We start from the raw sequence: 24,524 nt of genomic DNA, 5'->3' as shown, positions 1-24,524 counted from the left end.
CGGGCCCGAGCGTGGCTACAGGTTGCCCCGCTTGGCCTGCTCCCGCTCGATCGCCTCGAACAGGGCCTTGAAGTTGCCCTTGCCGAAGCCCATGGAGCCGTGCCGCTCGATGAGTTCGAAGAAGACCGTCGGGCGGTCCTGGACCGGCTTGGTGAAGATCTGCAGCAGGTAGCCGTCCTCGTCGCGGTCCGCGAGGATCTTCAGCTCGCGCAGGGTCTCGATCGGGACGCGGGTGTCGCCGACCCACTCGCCGAGGGTGTCGTAGTAGCTGTCGGGGGTGTCGAGGAACTCGACACCGGCCGCGCGCATGGTGCGTACCGTCTGGACGATGTCGTTGGTGTTCAGCGCGATGTGCTGGACGCCGGCGCCGCCGTAGAACTCCAGGTACTCGTCGATCTGCGACTTCTTCTTGGCGATCGCGGGCTCGTTGATCGGGAACTTGACCTTGAGGGTGCCGTCGGCGACCACCTTCGACATCAGGGCGCTGTACTCGGTGGCGATGTCGTCGCCCACGAACTCCTTCATGTTCGTGAAGCCCATGACCTTGTTGTAGAACTCCACCCACTCGTTCATGCGGCCGAGTTCGACGTTGCCGACGCAGTGGTCGATGGCCTGGAAGGTGCGCTGCGCAGGGGGTTCGACCATCGGGGACGCGGCGGCGTAGCCGGGCAGGTACGGACCGTCGTAGCCGGAGCGGTCGACCAGGGTGTGGCGGGTCTCGCCGTAGGTGGCGATGACGGCGAGGACGACGGTGCCGTTCTCGTCCTTCACCTCGTACGGCTCCGCGACGCTCCTCGCACCGTGCTCGATGGCGTAGGTGTACGCGGCGCGCGCGTCCGGAACCTCGATGGCCAGGTCGATGACGCCGTCGCCGTGCTCGGCCACGTGCCGGGCGAGGAAGTGGCCCCAGTCGCTGCTGGGCTTGATCACCGAGGTGAGGACGAACCGGGCGGAGCCGTTCTCCAGCACGTAACTGGCGGTCTCACGGCTGCCGTTCTCCGGTCCGGAGTAGGCGACCAGCCGCATGCCGAAGGCGGTGGAGTAGTAGTGCGCCGCCTGCTTGGCGTTGCCCACGGCGAAGACGACCGCGTCCATTCCCTTGACCGGGAAGGGGTCGGCCTGCCGAGCGGTGTCGGGAGTGTGGTGTGTGGTCTGCGTCATGGGCGAAGCCTGGACCGGGTCTGCAAGGTGCGCAATAGTTACTGTAATCGCTGGACAATTTGTTCAGCCATCTCGCCGCTACGGCGGTTGGTCTGTGCACGCTGACCATCTCGGGAGGTCCCGTGGCGATCGATCATCTGGACGGCCGCATCATCGTGCTGCTCGCCCGGGAGCCGCGCATCGGCGTGCTGGAGATGTCCCGGCGCCTCGGTGTCGCGCGGGGCACGGTGCAGGCGCGCCTCGACCGGCTTCAGTCGAACGGAGTCATCCACGGATTCGGTCCGCAGGTGGACCCCGCGGCCCTCGGCTACCCGGTCACCGCGTTCGCCACGCTGCAGATCCGGCAGGGCCAAGGGGCCGACGTACGGGCGCACTTGGCGACCGTGCCGGAGGTGCTGGAGCTGCTGACGACCACCGGCAGCGGGGACATGCTGTGCCGGCTGGTGGCCCGCTCGAACGCCGATCTCCAGCGGGTGATCGACCTGGTTGTCGGTTTTGATGGCATCGTCCGGGCCTCCACGACGATCGTCATGGAGACCCCTGTTCCGCTGCGGATCATCCCGCTGGTGGAGCAGGCGGCCCGGGACCGCGAAGGGACGCAGCCGACGACGGGGTGAGGCGTGTGAGCTTCTGGGAGTACCTGGGCGATCGCCACCAGCAACTGCTCACCGACGCCTTCCAGCACGCCGGCGCCGTCCTGCAGTGCATGGTGCCGGCGACCGTGCTCGGCGTGCTCATCGGGATCGTCGCCTGTCGCAGCGAGTGGGTGGGCGGCCTCGCCACCACCGCGACCTCCGCGATCCTCACCGTCCCCTCCCTCGCCCTGATCGGTCTGCTGATCCCGGTCGTCGGGCTGGGCGTGCCGCCCACGGTGATCGCCCTGATCCTCTACGGCCTGCTGCCCGTCGTGCGCAACGCGATCGTCGGCCTGCGCGGGGTGGACCCGGCGCTGGTGGACGCCGCCCGGGGCATCGGCATGTCCGGGACGATGCGGCTGGTGCGGGTGGAGCTGCCGCTGGCGTGGCCGCCGATCCTGACCGGGATCCGCGTCTCCACGCAGATGCTGATGGGCATCGCGGCCGTCGCCGCCTACGCCTCCGGGCCGGGCCTCGGCAACGAGATCTTCCGCGGGCTGGCCTCCCTGGGCAGCGCGAACGCCCTGAACCAGGTGCTCGCGGGCACGCTCGGGATCATCGTCCTCGCCCTCGCGTTCGACGCCGCGTACGTCCTGGTCGGACGGCTGACGATTCCCAGGGGCATCCGTGTCTGAGGCATCCGTCGCCGGGGCGATCATCGAACTGGAGAACCTGACCAAGCACTACCCGGGCAGTCCGCGGCCGGCCGTGGACAACGTGACCATGGAGATCAGGGCGGGCGAGACGGTCGTCTTCGTCGGCCCCTCGGGCTGCGGGAAGTCCACGACCCTGAAGATGATCAACCGGCTGATCGAGCCGACCCGCGGCCGTGTCCGCATCAACGGCGAGGACGTCACCGGCATCGACCCGGTGAAGCTGCGCCGCAAGGTCGGGTACGCCATCCAGTCGGCCGGGCTCTTCCCGCACATGACGGTCGCCCAGAACATCGCGTTGGTCCCGAAGATGATCGGCTGGCCGAGGTCGCGGATCCGGTCGCGGGTCGAGGAGCTGCTCGGCCTGGTCGGCCTGGACCCGGGCGAGTTCCACGACCGCTATCCGCGCCGGCTCTCCGGAGGGCAGCAGCAGCGCGTGGGCGTGGCGCGGGCGCTGGCGGCCGATCCGCCGGTGCTGCTGATGGACGAGCCGTTCGGCGCGCTCGACCCGATCACCCGTGCCCACCTCCAGGAGGAGCTGCTCCGGCTCCAGCGTGAGCTGCACAAGACCATCGTCTTCGTCACCCATGACTTCAACGAGGCGATCAAGCTGGGCGACCGTATCGCGGTGCTGCGCGAACGCTCGCGCATCGCCCAGTTCGACACCCCGGAGGCGATCCTCGCCGACCCGGCGGACGACTTCGTCTCCGGTTTCGTCGGTGCGGGCGCGGCCCTGAAGCGGCTTGACCTGATCCGGGTGCGGGACGTGCGGATGCGGGACTGTCCGGCGGTGACCGCCGACATCCCGATCGAGCAGATCCTCGGCTCCCTGCACGGCAGCGGTATGGACGAGGTCCTGCTCCTCGACGGGCACCGCCGCCCCTGGAGATGGCTCAGGCGCGGCGACCTGATGCGGGCCCGGGGTTCGCTGTCCCGCGCGGGCACACCGGTGCACGGCACGGTGACCCGGGACACCACCCTGCGGGATGCGCTGGAGGCCGTACTGACGGACGACGCCGGGCGGGTGGTGGTGACCGGGTGGCACGGCGAGTACATCGGCGTGGTCGACATGAAGACGCTGATGAATTCCGTGCACGGGCTGCTGGACGCCGACCGGCTGGAGGCACGGGAGGCACAGCACGCGCCGGCGGCGGCCCCCGCCGCACCGACGCCCCCGCCCCACCTCGCGCAGCAGGACGACGGCGCGGAGCAGAAGGCATGAGCACCACCGAACGGCGCCCCGGGGGCGAGAACGAGGCCAACGGGCCCGCCTTCGACGCCAAGGGCGGGGGACGCCCCTTCGGCGACGAAGGAGGACCCCTCCGCACCGACCGACGCGAGGAACCCCTCCGCACCGAGCCAGGCAAGGAACCCGCCCGCACCAACGAAGGCGAGGCACGCCCTTCCACCGACGAAGGCGAGAGCCCACTCCACGCCGACCCAGGCGGGAGACCCCTCCGCACCGACCGGGGCGAGGGACCGGTTTCCCGTCGTGGGGGCGAGAGGCTCTCGGAGCGGGAGGCCTCGCCGCCGGAGCAGCGTCCGCCCGTGCGTCGGCTGACCTGGCAGCGGTTGACCTTCCTGCCCGCGTTCCTGGTCGCCGTCCTGCTCGCCACCTGGCTGTGGTTCCGGCGGGCACAGCTGGACACGATCTCCCGGAACGCGCTGTCGGGCGGCCAGGTCTCCGAGGCGCTGTGGCAGCACGTGCAGCTGACGTTGATCTCCACCTTCTTCGTGCTGGTCATCGCCGTCCCGCTGGGCGTCCTGCTCACCCGCAGGGCGTTGTGCCGGGCCGCCCCGGTGGCGATGGCGCTCGCCAACGCGGGCCAGGCGACGCCGGCGATCGGTCTGCTGGCCCTGCTGGTGATCTGGCTCGGCACGGGTACGAAGGCCGCCCTGACCGGCATCGTGGCCTACGCCGTCCTGCCGGTGCTGTCCAACACCATGGCGGGACTGAAGGCCAACGACCCCACTCTGCTCGAGGCGGCCCACGGCATCGGTATGTCCCCGCTCGGGGTGCTCACCCGGGTCGAACTGCCGCTCGCGGTACCGCTGATCCTCGCGGGCGTGCGCACCGCCCTGGTCCTCAACGTCGGTACGGCCGCTCTGGCGTCCTTCGGCGGAGGCGGCGGCCTGGGCGTGCTGATCACCACGGGCATCACCAACCAGCGCATGCCGGTGCTGGTGCTGGGTTCGGTGCTCACCGTCGCGCTCGCGCTGCTGGTCGACTGGCTGGCCTCGCTGGCGGAGGTGCTGCTGCGTCCCCGGGGGCTGGAGGCGGGCGCATGAGACGCCCTGCCTGTCTGCGGACCTGCCTGCTGCTGTCCGCGCTGCTGGTCGTACCGTCCGGCTGTGGCCTGAGCAGCGGCTCCCCCATGGTCGACGCCGTCGAGCCCGGCACGATCGGCGCGGGCCGGCCGCTGAAGGGCGCACACCTGACGGTGACGTCCAAGTCGTTCACGGAGAACCTGATCCTCGGCGCGATGGCGGGCATCGCCTTCCAGGCGGCCGGCGCGGACGTCGTCGACCGCACCGGGATCCAGGGTTCCATCGGGCCGCGGGAGGCGGTCAGGAACGGGGACGCGGACGCCATGTACGAGTACACGGGCACCGCCTGGATCACCTACCAGGGCAACAGCAGGCCCGTCCCCGACCCGCGGCGGCAGTGGGAGGCGGTGCGCGCGGCCGACGCGAGGAACGGGCTGGCCTGGCTGCCGCCGTCCCGCCTCGACAACACCTACGCCCTCGCGACGAACCGGGCGAACTTCAGGAAGTACGGCACGAGGACGCTGTCGGACGTCGCCGCGCTGGCCGGCCGCCGCCCGGGCGCCGTCACGCTGTGCGTGGAGGGTGAGTTCGCCAACCGGGCCGACGGACTGCCCGGCCTGCAGAAGGCGTACGGGATGCGCATGCCGGCGGGGAACGTCACGCAGATGGACACCGGGATCATCTACACGCAGGTCCGCAAGGGTGGTTGCACCTTCGGGGAGGTGTTCACCACCGACGGACGCATCAGGTCGATGCACCTTGCGGTGATGGCCGACGACAGGAAGTTCTTCCCCGACTACACCGCGGCCCCCGAGATCAACGCGAAGACCCTGAAGAGGTGGCCGGCCATCGCGCGGGTGCTGGCGCCGGTCTCCGCGCGGCTGGACAACACGGTGGCGCAGACGCTGAACGCCGAGGTCGACGTCGACGGGCGGGACCCGCACCAGGTGGCGCTGGAGTGGATGAGGGAGCAGGGGTTCGTGAGGTAGGGGTTCGTGAGGCAGGCGCCGCGAGAAGACCGGGAAGACCGCGGCCGACGCGAAGTCCTCCGCGGTACGCATGGCGGAGGATCCGCAGCAGTACAAGGTCCGCGAGCTGGACGCCCGTTCGCTGAAGGAGCCGGCCCAGGCGCTCGCCTAGCAGCTCGGTACCGAGCCCTTCCCCTTCTCCAGCGCCACCAGGGAGCTCACCGCGCCCTTCAGCGTGGTGACCGGCACCAGCCGCAGCCCCTTGGGCAGTTCGGCCTTGGCATCGGCGCACTCGGCCTTCGGGACGAGGAAGACCGTCGCCCCGTCCCGCCGGGCGGCCTGCGTCTTGAGGGCGACCCCGCCGACCGCGCCGACCTTCCCGGCGGCGTCGATCGTCCCCGTACCGGCGACGGTGCGGCCACCGGTCAGGTCGCCGCCGCTGCCGTCGCCGTCCAGCTTGTCGATGATCCCCAGGGTGAACAGCAGCCCGGCGCTCGGCCCGCCCACGTCGGCGAGCCTGAGCGAGACCTTCACCTTGGCGGGGCTCAGGCCCAGGTACTTCAGCGCGGCCGCGGTCGCGGCGTCCTGGGACTGCCGCATCTGCTCGGCGTTGTGCTTCTCGATCTCCTTCACGCTGTTGCCGCTCGGGTAGACCGAGTCACGCGGCATCACGGCACGGTCGGTGCGGAACCAGCCGTCGATCACGTCCCCGAGCGAGACCCGGGCGTCCGGGCCGGTCGCCTCGATGGTCGTCATCCGCAACTGCCCGCTGGTGCGCCGCACCGGCGCCCCCGAGACGGTGATCACCGCCGCGCCCTTGTTCCGCCCGAGCACGTTCGCCGTCATCCCGGGCTGTGCCACCGAGAACGGCAGCGGCGCGAACACCGCCGCGGCAAGCAGCGCCACGACGGGCGTGGCACAGACGACGACGGCCTGGAGGCGTGTGAGACGTGAGAGCACGGGATCAATCTAACGACACCGTACGAAGACCGCGGACCGCGGCCCGGCTGCGGGTGCCGGGGGCCCACGGGTGCCGGGGGCCCGCGGGTGCTGTGGCGGTCGCCCGCCCGCGTCGGGCCGGGACCGGTGTCAGCGCAGCGCCTCGGCGACTTCCCTGGCGGCCTCCACCACCCGCGACCCCACCCGTTCCGGCACCGAGTCGGCCAGCATCACCACACCCACACTGCCCTCGACCCCGGTCACCCCGACCAACGGCGCCGCAGCCCCGCTCGCGCCCGCCTCCAGCTCGCCGTGCGTCAGCGTGTACCCGGGGTCGGCCGACGGGGACTGCCGGGCCGCGAGGATCGCCCTGCCCGCAGCACCCCGGTCCAGCGGATGCCGGAACCCGGCCCGGTAGGCCACGTGGTAGTCGGTCCAGGTCGGCTCGACCACCGCAACGGCCAGCGCCTCCGTGCCGTCGACCAGGGTCAGATGCGCCGTCGCCCCGATGTCCTCGGCGAGTGAGCGCAGCGCCGGCAGCGCCGCCTCGCGTACCAGCGGATGCACCTGCCGGCCGAGCCGCAGCACCCCGAGTCCGACCCGGGCTCGCCCGCCCAGGTCACGTCGTACGAGCGCGTGCTGTTCCAGCGTGGCGAGCAACCGGTACACCACAGTCCGGTTCACGCCCAGTTTGGTGGAAAGCTCGGTGACGGTCAGGCCGTGGTCGGTATCGGCCAGCAGCTTGAGGACACGCAGTCCCCGGTCGAGCGTCTGAGAGGTCTCCGCGGTCACGACGCCCACTCCTTTGGTGGTGAGGTCGGCTCCCCCGAGCGCGGAAACGTCACCGAGTCCCGACGGCGACGCGCCTCAGAGGCCGCCGATCGCCAGAACGGCCCGGCGGCTCCGGGTCGTGTCGCTTCACGGCTGCGCTCCGCGGCGGCGCTGCCACGGGGCGTGCGTAGCGGGACAGTAGCGAAGGGGGTTCGCTCAGCGGAAGACTTCGTCCAGAATCCGGGCAAGGCCAGATCCGGCCTGCCTGCATTCGTCCGGATACGCACACCGGTCGGAAGCTCGCCTCATGCGCCTGCCGGGGCTCACCTCATGCGGGTCGCCCACTCCTGCACCTTGGCGATGCGCTGTCGCAGCTGTCCCGCCGTCGCCTCCGCGCTCGGCGGTCCGCCGCACACCCGGCGCAGCTCGGTGTGGATGACCCCGTGCGGTTTGCCGCTCTGGTGGACGTAGGCGCTCACCATGGTGTTGAGCTGCTTGCGCAGCTCCATCATCTCCTTGTGGCTGACCACGGGCCGCCGCTCGGCGGGCAGCTCCAGCAGGTCCGCCTCGGCGTCGGGCTTCTTGCGGCTGTGCGCGATCTGCCGGGCCTGCCGCTTCTGCAGCAGCAACTGCACCTGCTCGGGTTCGAGGAGTCCGGGGATGCCGAGGTAGTCCTGCTCCTCCTCGCTGCCCGGGTGGGCCTGCATGCCGAACTCGGCACCGTCGTACAGCACCCGGTCGAAGACGGCGTCGGACTCCAGCGCCTCGAAGGGCAGCATGTCCTGCTCGCCGGTGTCCTCGTCCTGCTGCTTGTTCGCCTCCTCCATCTCCTTCTCGGATTCGGCGTACGGGTCCTCCTCGCCCTCCTTCCTCGGCTTGTCGAGGGCGTGGTCGCGTTCCTTCTCCATCTCGTTGGCGAAGGTCAGCAGGTCGGGGACGGTCGGCAGGAACACGGAGGCGGTCTCGCCACGCCGACGGGACCGTACGAAGCGCCCGACGGCCTGCGCGAAGAAGAGGGGGGTGGAGATGGTGGTGGCGTACACCCCGACCGCCAGCCGGGGCACGTCGACACCTTCGGACACCATGCGCACCGCGACCATCCAGCGGTCGTTGTTGCCGCTGAAGTCGTCGATCCTCTTCGAGGCGCCGGTGTCGTCGGACAGCACGAGCGTGGCCTTGGTGCCCGTGATCTCCCGGATGAGCTTGGCGTAGGCACGGGCGGAGTCCTGGTCGGAGGCGATGACGAGCGCGCCCGCGTCCGGGATGGCCTTCCTGACCTCGGTCAGCCGCTGGTCGGCGGCGCGCAGCACGCTCGGCATCCATTCGCCGCGCGGATCGAGCGCGGTGCGCCAGGCCTGGCTGATCGCGTCCTTGGTCATCGGCTCGCCGAGCTTGGCGGCGATCTCGTCACCGGCCTTGGTGCGCCAGCGCATGTTGCCGCTGTAGGAGAGGAAGATGACCGGCCGCACGACGTGGTCGGCGAGGGCGTTGCCGTAGCCGTAGGTGTAGTCGGCGGCGGACCGCCGGATCCCGTCCGGCCCCTCCTCGTACGTCACGAAGGGGATCGGGTTGGTGTCGGACCGGAACGGCGTACCGGTGAGCGCGAGGCGCCGGGTCGCGGGCTCGAAGGCCTCGAGACACGCCTCGCCCCACGACTTGGAGTCGCCGGCGTGGTGGATCTCGTCGAGGATGACGAGCGTCTTGCGCTGCTCGACGCGGTTGCGGTGCAGCATGGGGCGCACGCCGACACCGGCGTATGTCACGGCGACCCCGTCGTACTCCCTGCCGAGCGGGCCCGCGCTGTACTCGGGGTCGAGCTTGATGCCTATCCGGGCCGCGGCCTCAGCCCACTGCTTCTTCAGGTGCTCGGTCGGTGCGACCACGGTCACCTGCTGCACGACGTGGTGATGCAGCAGCCAGGAGGCGAGCGTCAGCGCGAAGGTCGTCTTGCCGGCGCCGGGCGTGGCGACGGCGAGGAAATCACGCGGCTGTTCCTGGACGTACTTCTCCATCGCCCCCTGCTGCCAGGCACGCAGCTTGCTGGCGGTACCCCAGGGGGCACGGCCGGGGAAGGCGGGGGAAAGGTGGTGGGAGGAAGTGGCGGTGGTAGTCACGGTCTCCGGGTTCGGGCGGCTCGGCTACGTACGACAACCGGGCCACCCTACCGGCGCCCCGCCCACGTCAACGCGCGAACGGGGCCGCGCCGCCCGTGGGTGGGACCCAGTTCACATCGCCTCGTGCAACGCCCTCAGCCGCCGGGCGATCAGCCCCGCATCGTCCAGGTCGCCCGACGCCACCTCGATGACAAGCTTGTAGGCCTCGTCCTGGTCGACGCCGACCATCTCCGCACCGTCGAAGTCGAGAAAGACAGCGGTGGACATCCACGCCATGCGCTTGTTGCCGTCCACCAGGGGATGATTGACGGCCAGCGAATGCAGCAGTGCTGCGGCCTTCTCGAACAGGTCGGTGTACGCCGCGACACCGAACATCTGCGTCTGCGGGCGGTGTACGGCCGAGCTGAGCAGGCCCAGATCACGGACGGCGACCTCCTGCCCGCACGCCAGCTCGGCCAGGTCCAGGACCTCCTGGACCGTGAGGTACTTCATCCGCTACTCCCCCAGCCTCCGAAGCAGGTCGGCGTGCGCCGCCGCGTACTTCGCCCCGAGGCGCCGCACCGTGGTCCGGTCCGCCTCCTGCTCCAGATACCGGTCGATCGCCTGAAGCACTATGGCGTGCATGCTGCGCCCCTCCTCCTCGGCGCGCTGCCTGAGTGCCTCCTGCTGGTCGTCCCGCAGACGAAGGTTCATAGCCATACCACGACGGTACCGTCTATGGGGCCACGGTGGTACCGGATTGAGTCACCGTCCTCAGCCTCCGCGTCACCCAGGCCCCCACCAGAGCCACCCCCGCCATCGGCAGGAAGACCGCGGCGAAGGCGACCGGACGGGTGCCGTCGGCGGTGGTGGTCGCCGTGCTGCCGCCGCCCAGCGTCGCGAAGGCCGCGCCGGCCGCCGCGAGGAGGACGACGTTGGACAGGGCGTCGGAGATCTGGAGGGATGCGGAGTTGGCGCCGGCCTCCTCGGGGGCGGAGAGCTGCAGCAGCAGGACGCTGGCGGAGGAGATCACCAGGCCCATCCCGAAGCAGCCGAAGCCCCAGGCGACGGCCAGGGTCCAGACGGGCACGGCATGCCAGAGCACGCTGGGCGCGGCGGCGATCGCGGCGGCGACCAGCACCATCCCGCAGGTCATCAGCCGCTCCCGGTACCGCTCGAAGCGCGGCCGGGACTGGACCCACGAGCCCAGCGCCCAGGTGCCGCCGCCCGCGGCCAGCGAGAAACCGGCCAGCGTGGGCGTCAGGCCCCGCTGGGTGACCAGCATCAGCGGCACGAAGGACTCGGCGGCGATGAAGGACCCGGCGGCCAGCCCGCGCAGCAGCACGACCGAGGGCAGGCCGCGCGCCGCCCGGTAGGTGCCGCGCGGGAGCAGGCCGAGGACGGCGGGCACGATGAGGGCGGCGCCGGCCAGGCCGGGGAGCAGGGAGAGGGGGCGCACGTCCTGGGCCGCGTACTGCAGGAGGCCCGCGCCCAGCGAGATGGCCAGGGCCAGCCGGATCCGGCGCCGGTCGAAGGCGGCGGCACCCGCCTGGGCGTCGACGGGTCCCGCCGCCCTGCGCCGTATCTGCGGCAGGGCGAGAGCGAGCGGGAACACGACGAGGACCGGGATGCCGAGGAACACCCAGCGCCAGCCCAGCCGCTCGGTCACGGCACCGGAGGCGAGGGGGCCGACGATGGACGGCACCACCCAGCCCGCGGCGAAGGCGGCCAGGACGGCGGGCCTGAGCCGCTCCGGGTAGGCGCGGCCGACGACGACGTACAGGGCGACGATGACCAGCCCGCCGCCGAATCCCTGCACGGCCCGGCCGAGGATGAACACCCACATCGCCTGTGCGGTCCCGGCCACCACCAGACCCGCCGCGAAGGCGCCGATGCCCCAGGTCAGCGCAGCGAGCGGGCCGCGCCGGTCCGACCACTGGCCGGCCAGGACCATGCCGAAGAGGCTGGTGGTGAAGTATCCCGAGAAGGCGAACGCGTACAGCGCCACGCCGTCCAGTTCCCGGGCCGCGACCGGCATCGCGGTGCCGACGGCGGTGGCCTCGAAGGCGATGAGGAACACTACGGAGACGATCCCGACACTGAGCGCCCGGTAGGACCGGCTCAGCACGCTGTCGTCGTCTCTCTCGGCGTCCACGACGGCTGCGTCGCGGGATCCCAGGGTGGTCATGGTCGCCAGCGTAAGGTCCACGACCTGGTTTGACCCCTGGCGATGGTCGTGCTGCCGGTACGACCATGGTCGTACACCGCACGCCCGTCCTGGCCGCCGCTTTCATGAACGCCGCATTGCAGCCTTGTGGCGGCACCCGCCGCTTCCTTGAACACCTCTCCCCTGGGCCCGTACGTTCATTTCCGAGAACACGGCCGTGTGCCCGAGTGGTTCAGGGACTCGCCTGCAAAGCGAGTTACGCGGGTTCGATTCCCGCCATGGCCTCCAGTGCCTGACCAGGCAAAAGGGAAGGGCGGCACCTCGGAAAGGTGCCGCCCTTTTGGCACTCCGTCTCAGTTGCCGTCTCAGTTAGGGCGTGGGACGGCATCATTGCCTTGCAACGACTCGCTCACAGCATCGATCAGGTCGCTGTGTGCATGTCCGAGTGTGTACCTCTGCTGCTCCTCGCGAGCCCGCCACTCAGCCCTAGTTTCGTCCGTCGCCGTCATGATGCCGTCGGCCCACTCCTGAATCCCTTCGTGGTACTCCTCGATCAACTGCCACAGCTCACGTGCCGCCTGATGCACCCGAGCGGGTCCGAGGAGACGGAGGGGGAAGTAGGCCCCCCGAATCTCGTTCATGCTCGCGTTATAGGCACTCCAGACGTCGGCTGATGCCTCGATCTCCAGGTCGAACATGCGCGTGACTTGGGATGCGGCAATAGTGAACCTGTCGTACGCCTCAAGCATGAGGACCGCCGCACGCTTCCTTTCGTCCCGCAACCAGTGGTCGTGCTGAGCACGCTCCTGGCTCCGTGCCTGTTCGATCGTCGCGCGCGCCGTAGTCTCCGCCCCCATACGCGCCCCACGGACCGCAGCCAGTCCGCCCATCGCTGCGCCGCCAAGCGCCCCGACCAGTCCGATACCCGCCGTTACTAACGCCACAAGTCCTTCGTCCATGACGCCAGGATGTCGCGGCCGGAGACGGGAGGCGCACGAGTTTCGTGCAAGTTGGTCCGCACCTCTCATAACGAGGAAATGAGGCCCGCAGCCGCCCCTAACCAGCCCGCACGAGCTTCCCAGCGGTTCCATCGTCATCGTCGTCCGGTCGGCCCGTCTCGGGCTTCCAGATCAGGTCGTCCACCTGTTTCGCGATGTCCGTCCGCACGGCGTCCACCATGTGCTGATAGCGGGCGGCCATGGCTGTGGTCGACCACCCCATGAGGCCCATGACGGCCCGCTCGGGGACACCGAGGATGAGCAGGACCGTGGCGGCTGTGTGGCGCGCGTCGTGCAGCCGGCCATCACGCACCTTCGCCTCAGTCAGCAGTGCCTTCCACTCAGCCCAGTCTCGACGATGGGACGGGCTACGGCCGTGTTCATCCGGGAAGACCAGATAGTTCTCCTCCCAGTGCTTACCGGCCGCTGCCCGCTCCCCTTCCTGTGCCTTGAGGTGGCCACGGAGTAGGTCAACGAGCTGTTCGGGGAGACCGACCGCACGGCGGCCGGCACGCGACTTGGTGGTGGACAACTCCGGGTTGGTTCGTCGCCTCTGCGGGCAGTACCCGGCGGCCTTGCGTCCGCAAGGCTCCGCGCACCCGTGGGCGTACTGCGGCCGGTGGCGACTGCGACGGACAACGAGGAACCCACCCTCAAGGTCCACGTCATCCCACTTCAGGCCCAGCACCTCCCCTTGGCGCAGTCCGAGGGCGAGCGCGACAGCCCACCGTGCGGAGTTGCGATGCTGGTCAGCGGCCTTCAGCAATCGCTGTACCTCTTGGACGCTGTAGGGCTCCACCTCGTACTCCCCCGTCTTCGGGGCCTTAGCCAACTGAACCGGGTTCTTGCCGAGATGACCGCGCCGTACGGCCTCGTTGAGAGCGGTTCGGAACGTTCGGTGCACCTGGTGAGCGGTCGCGGGCCTACTGCCGTTGGCCTGCATCTTGGCGTAGAACGCCTCGATGTGCTCGGGCTTGAGCCTGTCGAGACGATGGGCGCCCAAGCCGGGGATGAGATGCTTCCGGACCGCGACGCCGTACCCAACCATCGTGTTGTCGTTGACGGCGAGGGGTGCGACGTTCTCAACCCAGTGCGTCAGCCACCCCTTGACTGTCCACGCCTTGCCGGGCTTCTTCACTGTCTTGGTGTCGCGCTGTTTCTCCAGCTCTCGGACAGCATCCGCCACTTCGGTTTTGGTCTTGCGTTCGACGTGGCGGCGGTCCGGCGTGCCGTCGTCGCGGACGCCGACGGTGACACGACCGTGCCATTTGCCATCATTTCCCAGGTAGATGGAGCTGCGACCGTTTGGCTGTCGGGTGCGCTTCTTGTCTTCCGCCACGGGCGGACTCCTTCGGGTTGGGCGGGGCGGAAACGACCGGGCCGCCACCCCGTATCGGGGAGGCGGCCCGGTGGGCGTGGTTAGGCGGCGCGCTGCTGAGCGCGACGCCGGGCGACGTAGGCCGCGGGAGCGTCGGCCGGGATGCGGCGCAGATTGCCGACCGGGATGGATTCCAGCTCTCCGGTGCGGATGAGCCGGTAGCAGGTGGTCCGGCCGATCTGGAGGCGGCGGGCGGCTTCCTCGACGGTCAGGAGAACCAGCGTCGGGTCGTCGACGGTGGACGGCGCGGTGGTACTCATCGGGGTGACCTTCCTACGTGAGAGTTCGGGGCTCTCGGCCCCCTTCTGGGAAGTCCGCTACATCCGCTACAGCGCTACATCGCAGGTCAGCGGGGGTGTTTTTGTAGCGGAGGGGCGGCGTGTAGCGGCTACGCATGCGCTACGGGGCAGGAGGCGTAGCCGCTACATGCTTCGATGCCGCTACAGATTCAGGGGCTCTGAGCTGGGCTGTAGCGGTGTAGCGGCTGTAGCGGAGTCCTGGGGAGGGGGCGGGCAGTAGCGCGCCCACGCGTCCGTCAGATCCTCCGCGTGGAAGCCTTTGAGGACTCCGCCGGCGGTGCGGATGTTGCGGGATCGGATGGGGGTGTTGTCGGCGGTCATGTACTCGCCGAGCATCCGGGCCAGGCGCCGGTTGTCGAGCGGCTTGCCGTCGAGGTCGGCCCACGGGGCGTCGTCGAGGGCGTTGAGCCGGTCGAGGATGGCGATGGTGGGCAGCTTGTCCACGCCGATCAGGACATGGTCGCGCAGGTCGGTCAACAGCCGGATTCCGAGGCTGTGTTTGTCGGTGGTCTGCGCGGCCCTGACGAGGGTCACGCATGCTTCGCGGGCCCGCTCGGGCCACTGTCCGCCGACGGCGTCCGCGATGGCCAGCAGCGGCTCCCACACATCGGCGGGGCGGTCGGTGACGCCGTCGGGCATCTCGGGCCAGGCTCCGAGCACGAAGCCGCGTGCTCGTTCCGCCCATTCGGCGAGCCGGTCACGGAGCTTGTGGCCTTCTGCCTCGTGGATGCGGGCGCGGAAGGGTTCCACGCGTTCGTTGCGTGCCCGCCGGCGCATGCGGATGACGACGGAGCGGGTCAGGATCGTGTCCGGCAGTGAGCCGAGCCCGGCGACCGCGACCGCGCAGTACGAGGGGAACGCCTGAACGGTCTGGTTGCCACCGTCCCCGATGCACCGGTAGGTGACGCCGGTACGGCGATGCCCTGCGTTGAGGAAGCCGCGCAGGTCTTCGTTGTCTCCAGCCTTGGGGCCGAAGATGGTGTCGATCTCGTCGAAGAGGATCGTGGGCCGACCGTCGACTCCGGACACGGCCCGGAAGAGGGCGGCGGCGGAGGCGTTGACCGCGACCATCGGATGCGGCACGAGCGTTTCCACGATCTCCAACGCACGCGACTTCCCCGAGCCCGGCTCCGGGGACAGGAAGGCGAGACGGGGGGTGGAGTCGAAGCAGTCGAGCAGGTGCGCGTGAGCGTCCCACAGCGCGACCGCGACGTAGGCGGCGTCGGTGGGGAAGACGTTGAAGCGGCGGTGGAAGGCTTCCACCTCGTCGAGCAGCGTGGCCCCGTCGATGGGCGTGGGGGTCATGCGGCGGCCCTCCGTTCCTGGGTCGTCGTGGAAGCCTGCGGGCAGCCGGACTTGTGGGCGTCGTAGTCGGCAATCAGTGCGGCCACGGCGCGGGGGCCGGTGGCGGTGCGGGTCTGTCCGCAGGGGCAGGCGTAGGCGGCGGTGGGTGTGTCGCCGTGGCGCTTGGTCCAGCGGGCGCCGTCGTAGTGGTGGCGGTAGACCGGTGGGGCGTAGATGCGGATACCGGGCCGCTCGGGCGTCGGGTCTTGCGCGGTGTGGCGTGCCTCGTTGCTCCGGAACCGCTCAGAACGAAGAGCAGTGACGCCCTGACGGGCGGCGCCTTTCGGCTCGCCCATGGCCGCCGTGCCCGCAGGCTGTGGAGCGGCTTGCGGGCTGTTCGGGGTGCTGGTTAGGCAGTCCAGGGCGGGGGGAGTGGGGGCCGTCATGCTGCCTCCCGTGGTGTGGCGTGGGTGATGACCCAGTCCAGGGCGCTGCGGATGGTGGTGCGGCACTCGGCCGGCGGCAGTCCCGTCGCCTCCCCCGCCCCCTGGATTGCCTCCTCCACCACGTGCCGGGGGATGTCGCCCCAGGCCACGAACCGCCCCACCTTGCAGGCGCTGCGGTGCAGGGTGTTGTTCCGCCCGTTCGGCCCACCCTCGGTCGCGGAGGCGATGACGGCGCACTCGCGTTCCAGCGCCACCCTGGCGGCACGGGTGCCGTCGTGGACCCGCACGGGCATCGGAGTGGGCCTGTCCGGCTCTGTGAGCAACGCGGTGAGCCATGCGGGCAGTTCGGCCACGGGCGCGTCGTGGGCGACCTCGTAGGTGCCGTCGGGGGTGGTGCTGCCGGGGGCGACCACGTAGCCGCCCCAGGCGCGGGTGTCGATGTGCGGTCCGAGACGGTTCGCGCTGCACTTCAGCCGCACCCCCGTGGGGGCGGTGAAGTAGAGGTGTTCACCGCGGGCGGTCCGCACCCGATAGGTGTCGGGGAGCGCCTGCCCGGCGCGCTCGCAGAGCGCTTGCAAGGAAGTGGCGCCGTCAGGCGCTCCTTCTGGCTCTTCCGTCTTGACCGGGTCCAGGTCGATGACGAGCAGTCCGGCCGGGCCGGTGGCGATACCGACGTTGTAGGGCCTGTGCGCCCACGCGGCGTGGATCAGGGCGGGGTCGGTGGTGGCCCGGTCCTCCGGGGTGCGGTGCCCGCCAGAGCAGCGCCCGGTGCCGGGGCAGGCGCGTTCGGCGTGTCCTGCCGGGCGCTTGCTGCCGGGGTGGAGCGGGATGACCGGCCAGCCGCGTTCGGCCGCCGTGAGGGCGGAGGCGAGCAGCGGCAGGCACTCCAGGGACGCGCTCAGGACACCGGTCACGCCGCCACCCCCCGCGCTGTGCGGGAGGCCCGGAAGGCGCGGCCGATGTACTCGCTGTAGGCGGGAGGAATGGCCTCAGTCAGTTCCTCACGCACGTTCGTCCACGTGATACCCATCGCGGCCTGCAGCTCCGGGACGGTCGGCTTGCCGCCGCCGTTGCCGTACGGGGCGACGTAAGGGCCCTCGTGGAACTCGCCGTGGCGGTAGCCGCGTACCCGCCCCCGGTGGCGCACGTGGACCGGCTGCGGGGCCGTCCAGCCGCCCAACTCGAAGTTGCGGTGCCGGATGACCCCGAGACCGAACATCTCCCCGCACAGGGTCAGGTCTTTGCGGATCTCTGCCCGCCCGTTGGGCTGCTCGATCACGTACGGCAGCCCCGTCCGGTCGAGCAGGGCGCGGGTGGGGGCCACGAGGTCTTCATGCGTGCCGCCCCACCCCTTGGACCGGTTGGTGCCGATGGTCAACGAGCACTTGGCCTGACAGGGCGGAGAGGCGTGGACGAACGCGAACCGCTCGATCTCACCCGTCGCGATCAGCCGGGCGAGGTGGGCGAGCGCGTCGCCCCGGTGGTACGGGAACGGGTAGTTGGGCCGGTCCGCGATGTCGCAGCCGCGCACGCGGAAGCCGGCGCGCAGGTAGCCCATGGCGGCTCCGCCGGCGCACGAGAACAGATCCAGCAGTAACGGTCGCTCGCCGTCTCGCCGGATGTCGGTTGGTTGAGTCATGCTGGGAGATCTCCAGTTCTCTTTGACAGTGCTGGGTGACAAGGGCGGCCCCGCGTTCTTGGCGGAAGGGGGCCGCCCTTGGCGTAGCTAGAAGGGCGGTTCGTCGATCCACGGGTCGCGTTGGGCGACGCGGCGGCGCAGCAGCCGGGGAAGGCGTGGGAGCGGGAGCAGGACCCTGCGCCACTCGGTCCAGCAGTCGCATGGGTACGACTCGGTGCCGGCGTACTCGCCGGTGTCGTAGTCGCCGTAGTCGCGCTCGATGCCGCCGAAACCCTCGCAGTCGGGGCAGTCCGGACGGGGAGTATCGGTCAGGGCCAGCGCCCGACGGGACCAGCCGATGACCTGAAAGCGGAGTCGCATCACAGTGGTCGGTCTCCTTGGTCAGTGGTGTTCGTTGTGGGTGCGGGCGAAGACTCCGCGGGTGTGGGTGGTGGTGTTCTCCTGTCGGACCGGGCCGGTGTAGTGGTGGTGGTGCTCGGTGTGGACGTCCTTGAGGGAGCGCAGGGCGGAGCCGACGGCTGCGGCGACGGCGGCCACGGCGGCGATGGGCAGGGTGACGAACAGGACGGACGTGAGGGAGATGGCGGCGAATCCCTGGCAGGCGAGCCAGACGCCGCATCCGACGCCGACGCACGCGGCGCCGACGCCGATCCCGGCGACGGCGGTGCCGGCGGCCCAGGCGGGGACGATGCGGCGGTCCGGCTGGAGGACCGGGGGCGTGTCGCCGTAGGTGGGCAGGGGGCTGGTGTCGCGGTAGGCGGTCGGCGTCTCGGGGGCGGGCCGGTAGGCGTCGGCGATGATCCGGGCTGCTTCGGCCGCGGCCTGGTCGTCGCTCATCCCGGCCGTCGTGGGGGCGGTGCTGGGGGTGGTGTCGGGGTACATGCGGAAGTCCCTTCCGGGGCTCGGCTGGGCAGGCGGGGACACCGCCTGTCGGGGGCTGTGAGAGGGGTCCGGGCAGGGGGTGCGTGGCCCCCTTTACCGGCCTTACCTTGCAGGTCAGGGGCCTCTACCTCCCCCTCTACCGGGGTAAAGAGCCCCCTCTACTCGGTAGCGGTCGCGGAAGGCCGCCGGATGCCGGGCGGAGGGGGCGTTGGCCGGGGGTGGGGTAGAGGGGAGGGGCTTTACCTGCCGGTGCTGAGGAGGATCTCGGCGGGCACGGCGGCCTCGATGTCGCGGCGCTGGTAGCCGGCTCCGTTCGCGCCGCTGATCTTTACCTGCTTGCTGGTCCGCTTCACGCCGGCGGCCTCGAGTTCGGAGGCGAGGCGTTCGGCGTTGAAGTCGCCGTAGACGTCCTCGTCGAGGTTGACGAGTCCGGCGAGGAGGTCGGTGGTGAACATGCGCGGGGAGTGCCGCATGACCTCCAGCGCGTCGGAGACGATCGCGGGCACGGTCAGCCCGGCCGCGTCGGCGGCGGCGGTGACGTCGCCGGCTGCGTCACCGGTGAGCTGTCCGGCGGCCTCCCGCAGGGCGCGGCCCTTGCGGCACAGCGCGGCGAACGCGGGCCCGTCGAGGTAGTCGGCGCGCACGGTCACGTAGGAGGCCGGGCCGGTGACCAGGACGCCGACGCCCTTGTGGTCCTCGGACAGCACGGAGGCGTCCGCGCCCTGGGCGGCTTTGCCCTTGCCCAGCACCATGTCGGAGCTGGTGCGGTCGACGACCTGGGTGGAGTAGCGGATGGTGATGATCTCCCGCAGCTTCGCCGGCACCGACTCGGCGTCGGGGCGCTGGGAGGCGAAGTTGGAGATGAACCCGGCGGCGGGGCCGCGGCGGGCGATGCGGCACAGGTCGTTGATGACCTGCTCGCGGTCCTCGCGCTCCATCGCGGTGAAGTACTCCTGCAGCTCGTCGATGGTGACGAAGATGACCGGCAGGTTGTACCTGACCATGATGTCCGGGGTCAGCTTGCCCTCCGGGCACACCGACGTGGGCAGGTCCCGCAGCAGCGCGAAGCGGCGTTCCATCTCCGCCAGCAGCTCTTGCAGCATGGCCTTGAGTGCTTCGATCGCGTCGTCCTCGGCGCCCATGACCAGGCGGTGAGCGACGGCCTTCATAGGCATCCAGTCGGCGCCGCCCTTGCCGTCCGCGACGTAGTGCCGCACGTAGGCGTCCAGCAGACCGGCCGCGGTCAGCAGCCGCTGCGTGAACGTCTTACCCCGGCGGGGCAGGCCGCCGAAGAACATCGACTGCCAGATGACGGGCACGTCGATGCGGTTGCCGCGGGCGTCCTGCCCGAACGGCACCGCGTCCCAGATGGAGAACTTCTCGGCCTTCTCCAGCGGGGACGGGTTCGGCGTGCCCAGGTAGGGGTCGTCGTCGGCAACCCACATGGAGACGCGTCCGGCGTTGCCGCCCTTGGCCGCACGGACCCGGGACATGATGACCTGAATCTCGTCCACCCCGAGTTCCTGCGCGATCACTTCACGCTTGGCCAGCACATCGGATGCGGTCTTGCCGCCCCCGCGGGGAAGGTCGAAGATCACTGCCCAGCCGCGGCCGTCCCGGACCGGACCCATCGTGCAGTGCACCTTCGGAAGGTCCTTGTCGTCCTTGCCACCGCCGCTTTTGAGGAGGCCGGCGGCCCGCAGCGCGTCGTTGAGCTGCTGCGCGGACATGTCCACCCGCAGCGGCGGCGCAGCCTGGTCCAACAGCCGGGCCTCCTTGCCGCGACCCAGGTAGGCCAGGGGCGCGACGACCGCGGCCGTAACCCCTGCCTGCAGCACGGGCGGGGCCAGCGCCATCCCGACGGCCGCCGCGCCGACCGCGACCGCGGCGGCACCGAACCGCCAGCGCCTGGTCTGGGTGCGGGCGTAGTGCGCGGCCTGCAGCCGGGCGGCCAGGTCGACGTCCTCGGGCCGGGCCTTGACCTGCGCCCGCAGCGCCTTCACGGTCGCGGTGTGGTCCTGCGCGGACAGCGTCGGCCACAGTCCGGCCACGGCCCGGTAGAAACCCCGCGCGGCCAACAGCACGGCCTTGAACAGGTACTTGGGGGTGCGCAAGCCGCGGTAGCGGGTGTGCCACCAGGTGAGCCGGCCGAACGCGCGGACGTTGGCCAGGACGGACGCGCGTGAGCGGGCCCACGCGGGCAGTACCGGCGCGTCCGGAACGGTGAGCCAGTCGGCCAGGGGGTTGTCGGCCCGGTCGACGGCCTCAACCGCAACCGGGGCGGCCGGGCCGGCCGCGGCGGGCATCGTGGGCTGCTTGACGAGGCTGACCGACGCCGCGTCGGTGCGGGCGGCCCGGTGCTGGTCGAGGTCGTGGACAGTTCCCACAGTCGTGATTTCCGTGGCGAGTTCGGTCATGACGGAAGGTCTCCTGACTGCCCCGATCGGGGCCGGAGTTTGGGAGAGCGCCCGGGGCGGCCGGGTCCGTGCAGGGACGGCCACCCCGAGCGGGCAAGCAGCGCGGCGCGGATCAGGCGCCGGCGCGGGCGGTGCGCACGGTCACCACCAGCGGGATTCCTTCTTGGGCACGAGGTAGGGGCAGCCGTTGACCATGTGGTCCACGCACTGCGGGCAGTCCTCGCGCGGCCCGAGGTGGCGGTGTACGCGCTGGTCGTGGGCGTGCTGCCAGCACTGCGGGCACTCACCCGGCGGCGTCTGCTGCGCGGCCATCACCACCACCCCGAGGACTTCTTGGCGGCCCGGTCGGCGGCGGCCTCGTTCACGATCCGCTGCCGCTCGGTCTTCAGTGCGGTGATCTCCGCGATCAGCCGGGTCTCGGCGGACTGCCAGGCGGTGTCCATCTGCCGGTCCGCGCGGGCGGTGCCGTTGCCCCGGTGCAGGCTGCGCGTGCCGGACACGACCGCGCCCAGCACGGCGCGGCGCTCACGGCTGTCCAGCGGCCACATCTCGCGGTTGCGGACCGCCTGCAGCTTGCGTTCGTTCTGCTGGATCGCCTTGTCCAGGCGTCGGGTGTCGGGCTTGCCCATGTCAGGCACTCCTCACCGGTTCGAGGGGTTCGGGGTAGGCGCAGGGCACGCAAGTGCCGAGCGAGACGGGGATGACGTAGCCGGCGTCACGGCGGCACTGCGGGCAGATACGGCGGGCGGCGTTGGCCTTGGCCAGCGCCGCCCGCCGGGCCGGGGTCATCGGCCGTACCGGCTTGGCCAGGTCGACGCGGTAGAGGTAGGCGACCAGCGCAGGCCGGCGGCGGCGCGGGCGTTCGAGCTGAGCGGCCACCGGCTGACCACCGGGCCGCAGACCCTGCGCCCTGAGTTGGCGGCGGGTGGCGTAGCCGTCCGGGGCCAGGCGCCACCGGAACACCGGCAGCGCCCCCATCACGCGGCCCGCTCGGCGAGCAGCGCGTCACGCAGCATGCGCGCGTTGGTCGGGGAGACGTGCATCTCCCTGCGAATCCCCTCCGCCGTGATGTGGATCTGCGGCCATTCGGCCGTCAGCGTCCGCGCCTCGGCCAGGAGCTGTTCCGCAGTCCGCCGGGTCCGGGGCGCCTTCGCGGCATCCGGGACTCGATACGTCGCCCGACGCGGCCGGGTCGACTCTGCCGCCACCGACCGGCGCACGGTGATCGGGGCCGGGGTCGACTCGACCGGGGCCGTGAGCGCGGGGATCGGCTTGAGCGGCCAGCCCGACTTACCCGCGTCCGCCGGGATCGGATCGGGGACCGGGAGACGCGTCAGAGTGATCGTGACCGGGGTCGATTCCACCTGGTCAGCCGTCGACCGAATCCTCTTGGTCTCGGTGGATTCCTCCGCATTCGCGCTCACGGGGGTCGCCGGGCCGATCGGGCCGATTGACGGCAGCGCCAGCGGATCGGTCGGGGTGGTGAACATGCCCGCCAGCGCGGCATCCGCGCCCGCCGTGACCCGATCCCGCTGCACATCGAGCAGCCGCGTTCCCAACGTGTGGTCGCCGGTGCCGACCCTGCGGGCCAGCCGCCACGACTTCCGCTCCGCCCACCTCTTCACCCAGTCGCTGGGGTGGTTGGCGGCCACGGCCCGGTGAAAGGCCAGCTGCCGCACCACGGCCGCCGCGCGGGCCTCGGCTTCGGCGTCACGGCCGTCGGTGTGGACGACGATCCGCCGGGCCAGGAACGCCATGCCCTCAGCCGAGACACACATGCCCATCGGTGTCACCGCATAGATCACGGTACGGCCGGCGTCCGGGCCGGCCATCGCGGCCATGACCGATGCTGCGGCGGGCAGCGCCCACAGCCCGAGACGCACGATTCGGGGTGAGGACTGCCCCAGCATGGTCAGACCGAGCAGAACCAGGCCGAGAACGGCGGTGGCTCCCTCGCCGGCGGCGACCGCGCCGAGCGCGGTGCCGGTTCCGTAGGCGTGGCCGATGTTGCTGAACGTGCCGTACCCGCCGATACCGCCGACGGCGGCCATGATGACGAACGCGGCCCCCAGGACGACGCGCTGCGGGGTGGTCAGTTCCTTGCGGTTCACGCCGTACCCCCGCTCGCGCCGTGGTGGCGGTAGGTGGTCGGCGGGTTCTTCGCGAGCTGCCTACGCAGGTAATCGGTGTGCCAGCCAAGCCCCCAGTCGGCGTCCGGCGGCTCGCCCAAGGCGCCGGTCAGGGCAACGACCGCGTCCAGCACGCGGTCTGCCAGCAGTCGCGCGAACGCTTCGCGGTCGCCGAAGGTGGCCGGTGCGGGAATGTCGATAGCGTCCAGAACCGCGGCCAGGAACTCACGGGTGTCGGGGCTCATGCCGCACCCCCCGACAGCGTCATGCCAGCGGTCTGGTTGGCCAGGGCACGCCGCTCGACCAGGACCCGGCGGCGGGCCCTGCGGATCCGGCGGGCGTCCAGCTCGGTCGGGACGCGGTCCAGGGTGGTGATCTGCGCGTCGAGCAGGTCGACGTCCGCCAGGATCAGCGGCATCTCCTGCTCGATCGCGTTCAGCTCCGCACTCGTCGGCTCCATGAAGTCAGCGAACGCGGTAACAGCGTCCTGAACAGTGACGATGTGGCTCATTGGGTCGTGGTCTCCCTTGCAGGTGAAACGGCCCGAACAGCGGCTCCCGGGAGGCAGCCCGGGAGCCGCACGCCGTTGTGGGTGAAGCCGCGCGGTGCGCGGCACGGCCGCAAGAGCAGCGGCCGGAGTGCCCCCGCCGGGAGTCGAACCCGGCGTACGACCATCAGGGCGGTTGATTTCAGCGTCCGCTCACGCCGCATGCGGATGCGGGCGAGGCGGACGGACAGGCAGCGGCGGTTTCGTCTTCTCGTGCTCGGTGGCGCCCGTCACCGTCCGCCCCGCCCACGGGCGTTGTCCTCGCTGCGCTTGTTCGCCTCGGAGTTCTTCCGCGACAGCTCATCGCGCTCCGCGTCTGTCAGACTCGTCACCACAGGTGCCTCCACTACAGGTGCCTGTACGCGGCCTCCGGGGTGCCACCCGGGGGCCGCTCTCGTATCGGAGTCGGTGGATTCCGGCTCCCCGCACCCCCGCCCGTCCAGCGCCAAGCAAGGCGAGCCGTACGGGCGGGAGAGGCAGCCGGCCGCAACGCCCGAAGCGCAGCGGACCAGGGGCGGACTGGAACAGGTCATGCGGTGCTGCCGACCGGTCCGTCCGGCAGCACCGTCTTATGTCGTCGACTCACGCCGACCTCCCCGGACATTGCAGGGTCAGGGGGCGCAGCTCGATGCCGCGCGATCCGCCTTTTCGACTCGGGGAGACGGGGCCCACCTATGCAGTTCTCAAAAAACGACCAGCTCGGGGCCCCAACCGCACGAGCAATCCCGAACCGACTAGGCATCGAAGGAAACCCAAAGAGAGCCCTTTTGCTCGCTGTCCTAGGACTACGGGCGGCCTGGAATGAGAATGCATGGCAGTCCTAGGACTGTCAACTGTCCTAGGACTGTGT

28 protein-coding genes and 1 tRNA gene are annotated in these 24,524 nt (G+C 70.7%); 6 read left to right on the top strand and 23 right to left on the bottom strand.

Translation table 11 applies throughout. The features are described 5' to 3' along the window. Positions 1-15 precede the first annotated feature (15 nt). Positions 16-1,161 carry a 4-hydroxyphenylpyruvate dioxygenase gene (hppD, locus tag K7G59_RS08330; RefSeq protein ID WP_225831728.1) on the bottom strand — a complete coding sequence of 382 codons (1,146 nt, stop codon included), beginning with the start codon at positions 1,159-1,161 and terminating at the stop codon, positions 16-18. A 122-nt stretch (positions 1,162-1,283) separates the two neighbouring features. Between hppD and K7G59_RS08325 the strand changes: the two genes are divergently transcribed. Genes K7G59_RS08325 through K7G59_RS08305 form a run of 5 tightly spaced genes read left to right on the top strand, consistent with a single transcriptional unit; the run spans position 1,284 to position 5,706 of the window. Continuing rightward, positions 1,284-1,778, top strand: coding sequence for an Lrp/AsnC family transcriptional regulator (locus tag K7G59_RS08325; protein ID WP_225831726.1), 495 nt, complete (start codon positions 1,284-1,286; stop codon positions 1,776-1,778). Between the two features lie 5 nt (positions 1,779-1,783). Continuing rightward, positions 1,784-2,431, top strand: coding sequence for an ABC transporter permease (locus K7G59_RS08320; protein WP_225831724.1), 648 nt, complete (start codon positions 1,784-1,786; stop codon positions 2,429-2,431). Further along, complete coding sequence (locus tag K7G59_RS08315; RefSeq protein WP_225831722.1) at positions 2,424-3,671, top strand: betaine/proline/choline family ABC transporter ATP-binding protein; 1,248 nt, start codon at positions 2,424-2,426, stop codon at positions 3,669-3,671. Before K7G59_RS08320 ends, K7G59_RS08315 begins: the two co-directional genes overlap by 8 nt. Beyond that, entirely contained in the window at positions 3,668-4,738 is a 1,071-nt protein-coding gene (locus tag K7G59_RS08310) for an ABC transporter permease (RefSeq protein WP_225831719.1), read from the top strand. The genes K7G59_RS08315 and K7G59_RS08310 overlap by 4 nt, the downstream gene beginning before the upstream one ends. Further along, positions 4,735-5,706 carry a glycine betaine ABC transporter substrate-binding protein gene (locus K7G59_RS08305; RefSeq protein WP_225831717.1) on the top strand — a complete coding sequence of 324 codons (972 nt, stop codon included), beginning with the start codon at positions 4,735-4,737 and terminating at the stop codon, positions 5,704-5,706. Before K7G59_RS08310 ends, K7G59_RS08305 begins: the two co-directional genes overlap by 4 nt. 147 nt (positions 5,707-5,853) lie before the next feature. Here the strand turns inward: K7G59_RS08305 and K7G59_RS08300 are convergent, their stop codons facing one another. The 6 genes from K7G59_RS08300 to K7G59_RS08275 all read right to left on the bottom strand — a co-directional run bounded on the left by K7G59_RS08300 (position 5,854) and on the right by K7G59_RS08275 (position 11,676). Next, the gene (locus K7G59_RS08300; protein ID WP_225831715.1) at positions 5,854-6,645 is read right to left on the bottom strand and encodes a S16 family serine protease; all 792 of its coding nucleotides are present in this window, start codon (positions 6,643-6,645) and stop codon (positions 5,854-5,856) included. A gap of 129 nt (positions 6,646-6,774) precedes the next feature. After that, the gene (locus K7G59_RS08295; RefSeq protein WP_225831713.1) at positions 6,775-7,416 is read right to left on the bottom strand and encodes an IclR family transcriptional regulator; all 642 of its coding nucleotides are present in this window, start codon (positions 7,414-7,416) and stop codon (positions 6,775-6,777) included. A gap of 302 nt (positions 7,417-7,718) precedes the next feature. Next, positions 7,719-9,509, bottom strand: coding sequence for a DEAD/DEAH box helicase (locus K7G59_RS08290; RefSeq protein WP_225831710.1), 1,791 nt, complete (start codon positions 9,507-9,509; stop codon positions 7,719-7,721). A 111-nt stretch (positions 9,510-9,620) separates the two neighbouring features. After that, positions 9,621-10,001, bottom strand: coding sequence for a type II toxin-antitoxin system death-on-curing family toxin (locus K7G59_RS08285; RefSeq protein ID WP_225831708.1), 381 nt, complete (start codon positions 9,999-10,001; stop codon positions 9,621-9,623). A 3-nt stretch (positions 10,002-10,004) separates the two neighbouring features. Next, entirely contained in the window at positions 10,005-10,202 is a 198-nt protein-coding gene (locus K7G59_RS08280; protein ID WP_225832241.1) for an Arc family DNA-binding protein, read from the bottom strand. A 22-nt stretch (positions 10,203-10,224) separates the two neighbouring features. Continuing rightward, entirely contained in the window at positions 10,225-11,676 is a 1,452-nt protein-coding gene (locus K7G59_RS08275; RefSeq protein WP_225831706.1) for an MFS transporter, read from the bottom strand. A 192-nt stretch (positions 11,677-11,868) separates the two neighbouring features. On the opposite strand from K7G59_RS08275, the gene K7G59_RS08270 reads away from it, so the two are divergent. Beyond that, positions 11,869-11,943: transfer RNA gene (locus K7G59_RS08270), tRNA-Cys, on the top strand. Between the two features lie 77 nt (positions 11,944-12,020). Here the strand turns inward: K7G59_RS08270 and K7G59_RS08265 are convergent. From K7G59_RS08265 to K7G59_RS08190, 16 genes are all read right to left on the bottom strand, one after another. Further along, the gene (locus tag K7G59_RS08265; protein ID WP_225831704.1) at positions 12,021-12,614 is read right to left on the bottom strand and encodes a hypothetical protein; all 594 of its coding nucleotides are present in this window, start codon (positions 12,612-12,614) and stop codon (positions 12,021-12,023) included. A gap of 97 nt (positions 12,615-12,711) precedes the next feature. Further along, positions 12,712-13,992 (bottom strand): tyrosine-type recombinase/integrase, encoded by a 1,281-nt coding sequence (locus K7G59_RS08260; protein WP_225831701.1) that lies wholly within the window; start codon positions 13,990-13,992, stop codon positions 12,712-12,714. Between the two features lie 80 nt (positions 13,993-14,072). Beyond that, complete coding sequence (locus K7G59_RS08255; protein WP_225831699.1) at positions 14,073-14,291, bottom strand: helix-turn-helix domain-containing protein; 219 nt, start codon at positions 14,289-14,291, stop codon at positions 14,073-14,075. A gap of 180 nt (positions 14,292-14,471) precedes the next feature. Next, positions 14,472-15,635, bottom strand: coding sequence for a DUF3631 domain-containing protein (locus K7G59_RS08250; RefSeq protein ID WP_225831697.1), 1,164 nt, complete (start codon positions 15,633-15,635; stop codon positions 14,472-14,474). Then, complete coding sequence (locus tag K7G59_RS08245) at positions 15,632-15,970, bottom strand: hypothetical protein (RefSeq protein ID WP_225831696.1); 339 nt, start codon at positions 15,968-15,970, stop codon at positions 15,632-15,634. Before K7G59_RS08245 ends, K7G59_RS08250 begins: the two co-directional genes overlap by 4 nt. A gap of 86 nt (positions 15,971-16,056) precedes the next feature. Next, entirely contained in the window at positions 16,057-16,974 is a 918-nt protein-coding gene (locus K7G59_RS08240) for a bifunctional DNA primase/polymerase (protein ID WP_225831693.1), read from the bottom strand. Then, positions 16,971-17,699, bottom strand: coding sequence for a DNA methylase (locus tag K7G59_RS08235; RefSeq protein WP_225831690.1), 729 nt, complete (start codon positions 17,697-17,699; stop codon positions 16,971-16,973). The genes K7G59_RS08240 and K7G59_RS08235 overlap by 4 nt, the downstream gene beginning before the upstream one ends. An 87-nt stretch (positions 17,700-17,786) precedes the next feature. Continuing rightward, positions 17,787-18,062, bottom strand: coding sequence for a hypothetical protein (locus K7G59_RS08230; RefSeq protein WP_225831688.1), 276 nt, complete (start codon positions 18,060-18,062; stop codon positions 17,787-17,789). An 18-nt stretch (positions 18,063-18,080) separates the two neighbouring features. Next, positions 18,081-18,581 carry a hypothetical protein gene (locus tag K7G59_RS08225; RefSeq protein ID WP_225831686.1) on the bottom strand — a complete coding sequence of 167 codons (501 nt, stop codon included), beginning with the start codon at positions 18,579-18,581 and terminating at the stop codon, positions 18,081-18,083. A 239-nt stretch (positions 18,582-18,820) separates the two neighbouring features. Then, complete coding sequence (locus tag K7G59_RS08220) at positions 18,821-20,998, bottom strand: FtsK/SpoIIIE domain-containing protein (RefSeq protein WP_225831684.1); 2,178 nt, start codon at positions 20,996-20,998, stop codon at positions 18,821-18,823. A gap of 141 nt (positions 20,999-21,139) precedes the next feature. Further along, positions 21,140-21,310, bottom strand: coding sequence for a pRL2-8 (locus K7G59_RS08215; RefSeq protein ID WP_225831681.1), 171 nt, complete (start codon positions 21,308-21,310; stop codon positions 21,140-21,142). Beyond that, entirely contained in the window at positions 21,310-21,627 is a 318-nt protein-coding gene (locus tag K7G59_RS08210) for a hypothetical protein (protein ID WP_225831679.1), read from the bottom strand. The genes K7G59_RS08215 and K7G59_RS08210 overlap by 1 nt, the downstream gene beginning before the upstream one ends. 1 nt (position 21,628) lies before the next feature. Beyond that, positions 21,629-21,976: an RRQRL motif-containing zinc-binding protein gene (locus tag K7G59_RS08205; protein WP_225831676.1), complete on the bottom strand. Its 348-nt coding sequence runs from the start codon at positions 21,974-21,976 to the stop codon at positions 21,629-21,631. Further along, on the bottom strand, positions 21,976-23,049 hold the full coding sequence (locus K7G59_RS08200; RefSeq protein WP_225832238.1) for a conjugal transfer protein: 1,074 nt from the start codon (positions 23,047-23,049) through the stop codon (positions 21,976-21,978). The genes K7G59_RS08205 and K7G59_RS08200 overlap by 1 nt, the downstream gene beginning before the upstream one ends. 56 nt (positions 23,050-23,105) lie before the next feature. Then, entirely contained in the window at positions 23,106-23,372 is a 267-nt protein-coding gene (locus tag K7G59_RS08195) for a hypothetical protein (RefSeq protein ID WP_225831673.1), read from the bottom strand. Then, positions 23,369-23,638 carry a DUF6284 family protein gene (locus tag K7G59_RS08190; RefSeq protein WP_225831671.1) on the bottom strand — a complete coding sequence of 90 codons (270 nt, stop codon included), beginning with the start codon at positions 23,636-23,638 and terminating at the stop codon, positions 23,369-23,371. Before K7G59_RS08190 ends, K7G59_RS08195 begins: the two co-directional genes overlap by 4 nt. Between the last annotated feature and the right edge of the window lie 886 nt (positions 23,639-24,524).

This window comes from Streptomyces sp. NK08204, assembly GCF_020400585.1.
Classification (GTDB): domain Bacteria; phylum Actinomycetota; class Actinomycetes; order Streptomycetales; family Streptomycetaceae; genus Streptomyces.
This window is presented reverse-complemented; position numbering and strand designations above follow the sequence as displayed.

Excerpts from the sequence above, each read along its gene's own strand:
- K7G59_RS08285 (WP_225831708.1), bottom strand. The coding sequence starts at position 10,001 with ATGAAGTACCTCACGGTCCAGGAGGTCCTGGACCTGGCCGAGCTGGCG.
- K7G59_RS08255 (WP_225831699.1), bottom strand. The coding sequence starts at position 14,291 with ATGAGTACCACCGCGCCGTCCACCGTCGACGACCCGACGCTGGTTCTC.
- K7G59_RS08310 (WP_225831719.1), top strand. The coding sequence starts at position 3,668 with ATGAGCACCACCGAACGGCGCCCCGGGGGCGAGAACGAGGCCAACGGG.
- K7G59_RS08265 (WP_225831704.1), bottom strand. The coding sequence starts at position 12,614 with ATGGACGAAGGACTTGTGGCGTTAGTAACGGCGGGTATCGGACTGGTC.
- K7G59_RS08305 (WP_225831717.1), top strand. The coding sequence starts at position 4,735 with ATGAGACGCCCTGCCTGTCTGCGGACCTGCCTGCTGCTGTCCGCGCTG.
- K7G59_RS08225 (WP_225831686.1), bottom strand. The coding sequence starts at position 18,581 with ATGTACCCCGACACCACCCCCAGCACCGCCCCCACGACGGCCGGGATG.
- K7G59_RS08280 (WP_225832241.1), bottom strand. The coding sequence starts at position 10,202 with ATGAACCTTCGTCTGCGGGACGACCAGCAGGAGGCACTCAGGCAGCGC.
- K7G59_RS08220 (WP_225831684.1), bottom strand. The coding sequence starts at position 20,998 with ATGACCGAACTCGCCACGGAAATCACGACTGTGGGAACTGTCCACGAC.
- K7G59_RS08210 (WP_225831679.1), bottom strand. The coding sequence starts at position 21,627 with ATGGGCAAGCCCGACACCCGACGCCTGGACAAGGCGATCCAGCAGAAC.
- K7G59_RS08235 (WP_225831690.1), bottom strand. The coding sequence starts at position 17,699 with ATGACTCAACCAACCGACATCCGGCGAGACGGCGAGCGACCGTTACTG.
- K7G59_RS08200 (WP_225832238.1), bottom strand. The coding sequence starts at position 23,049 with ATGGCCGCCGTCGGCGGTATCGGCGGGTACGGCACGTTCAGCAACATC.
- K7G59_RS08195 (WP_225831673.1), bottom strand. The coding sequence starts at position 23,372 with ATGAGCCCCGACACCCGTGAGTTCCTGGCCGCGGTTCTGGACGCTATC.
- K7G59_RS08205 (WP_225831676.1), bottom strand. The coding sequence starts at position 21,976 with ATGGGGGCGCTGCCGGTGTTCCGGTGGCGCCTGGCCCCGGACGGCTAC.
- K7G59_RS08215 (WP_225831681.1), bottom strand. The coding sequence starts at position 21,310 with ATGGCCGCGCAGCAGACGCCGCCGGGTGAGTGCCCGCAGTGCTGGCAG.
- hppD (WP_225831728.1), bottom strand. The coding sequence starts at position 1,161 with ATGACGCAGACCACACACCACACTCCCGACACCGCTCGGCAGGCCGAC.
- K7G59_RS08190 (WP_225831671.1), bottom strand. The coding sequence starts at position 23,638 with ATGAGCCACATCGTCACTGTTCAGGACGCTGTTACCGCGTTCGCTGAC.
- K7G59_RS08275 (WP_225831706.1), bottom strand. The coding sequence starts at position 11,676 with ATGACCACCCTGGGATCCCGCGACGCAGCCGTCGTGGACGCCGAGAGA.
- K7G59_RS08245 (WP_225831696.1), bottom strand. The coding sequence starts at position 15,970 with ATGGGCGAGCCGAAAGGCGCCGCCCGTCAGGGCGTCACTGCTCTTCGT.
- K7G59_RS08250 (WP_225831697.1), bottom strand. The coding sequence starts at position 15,635 with ATGACCCCCACGCCCATCGACGGGGCCACGCTGCTCGACGAGGTGGAA.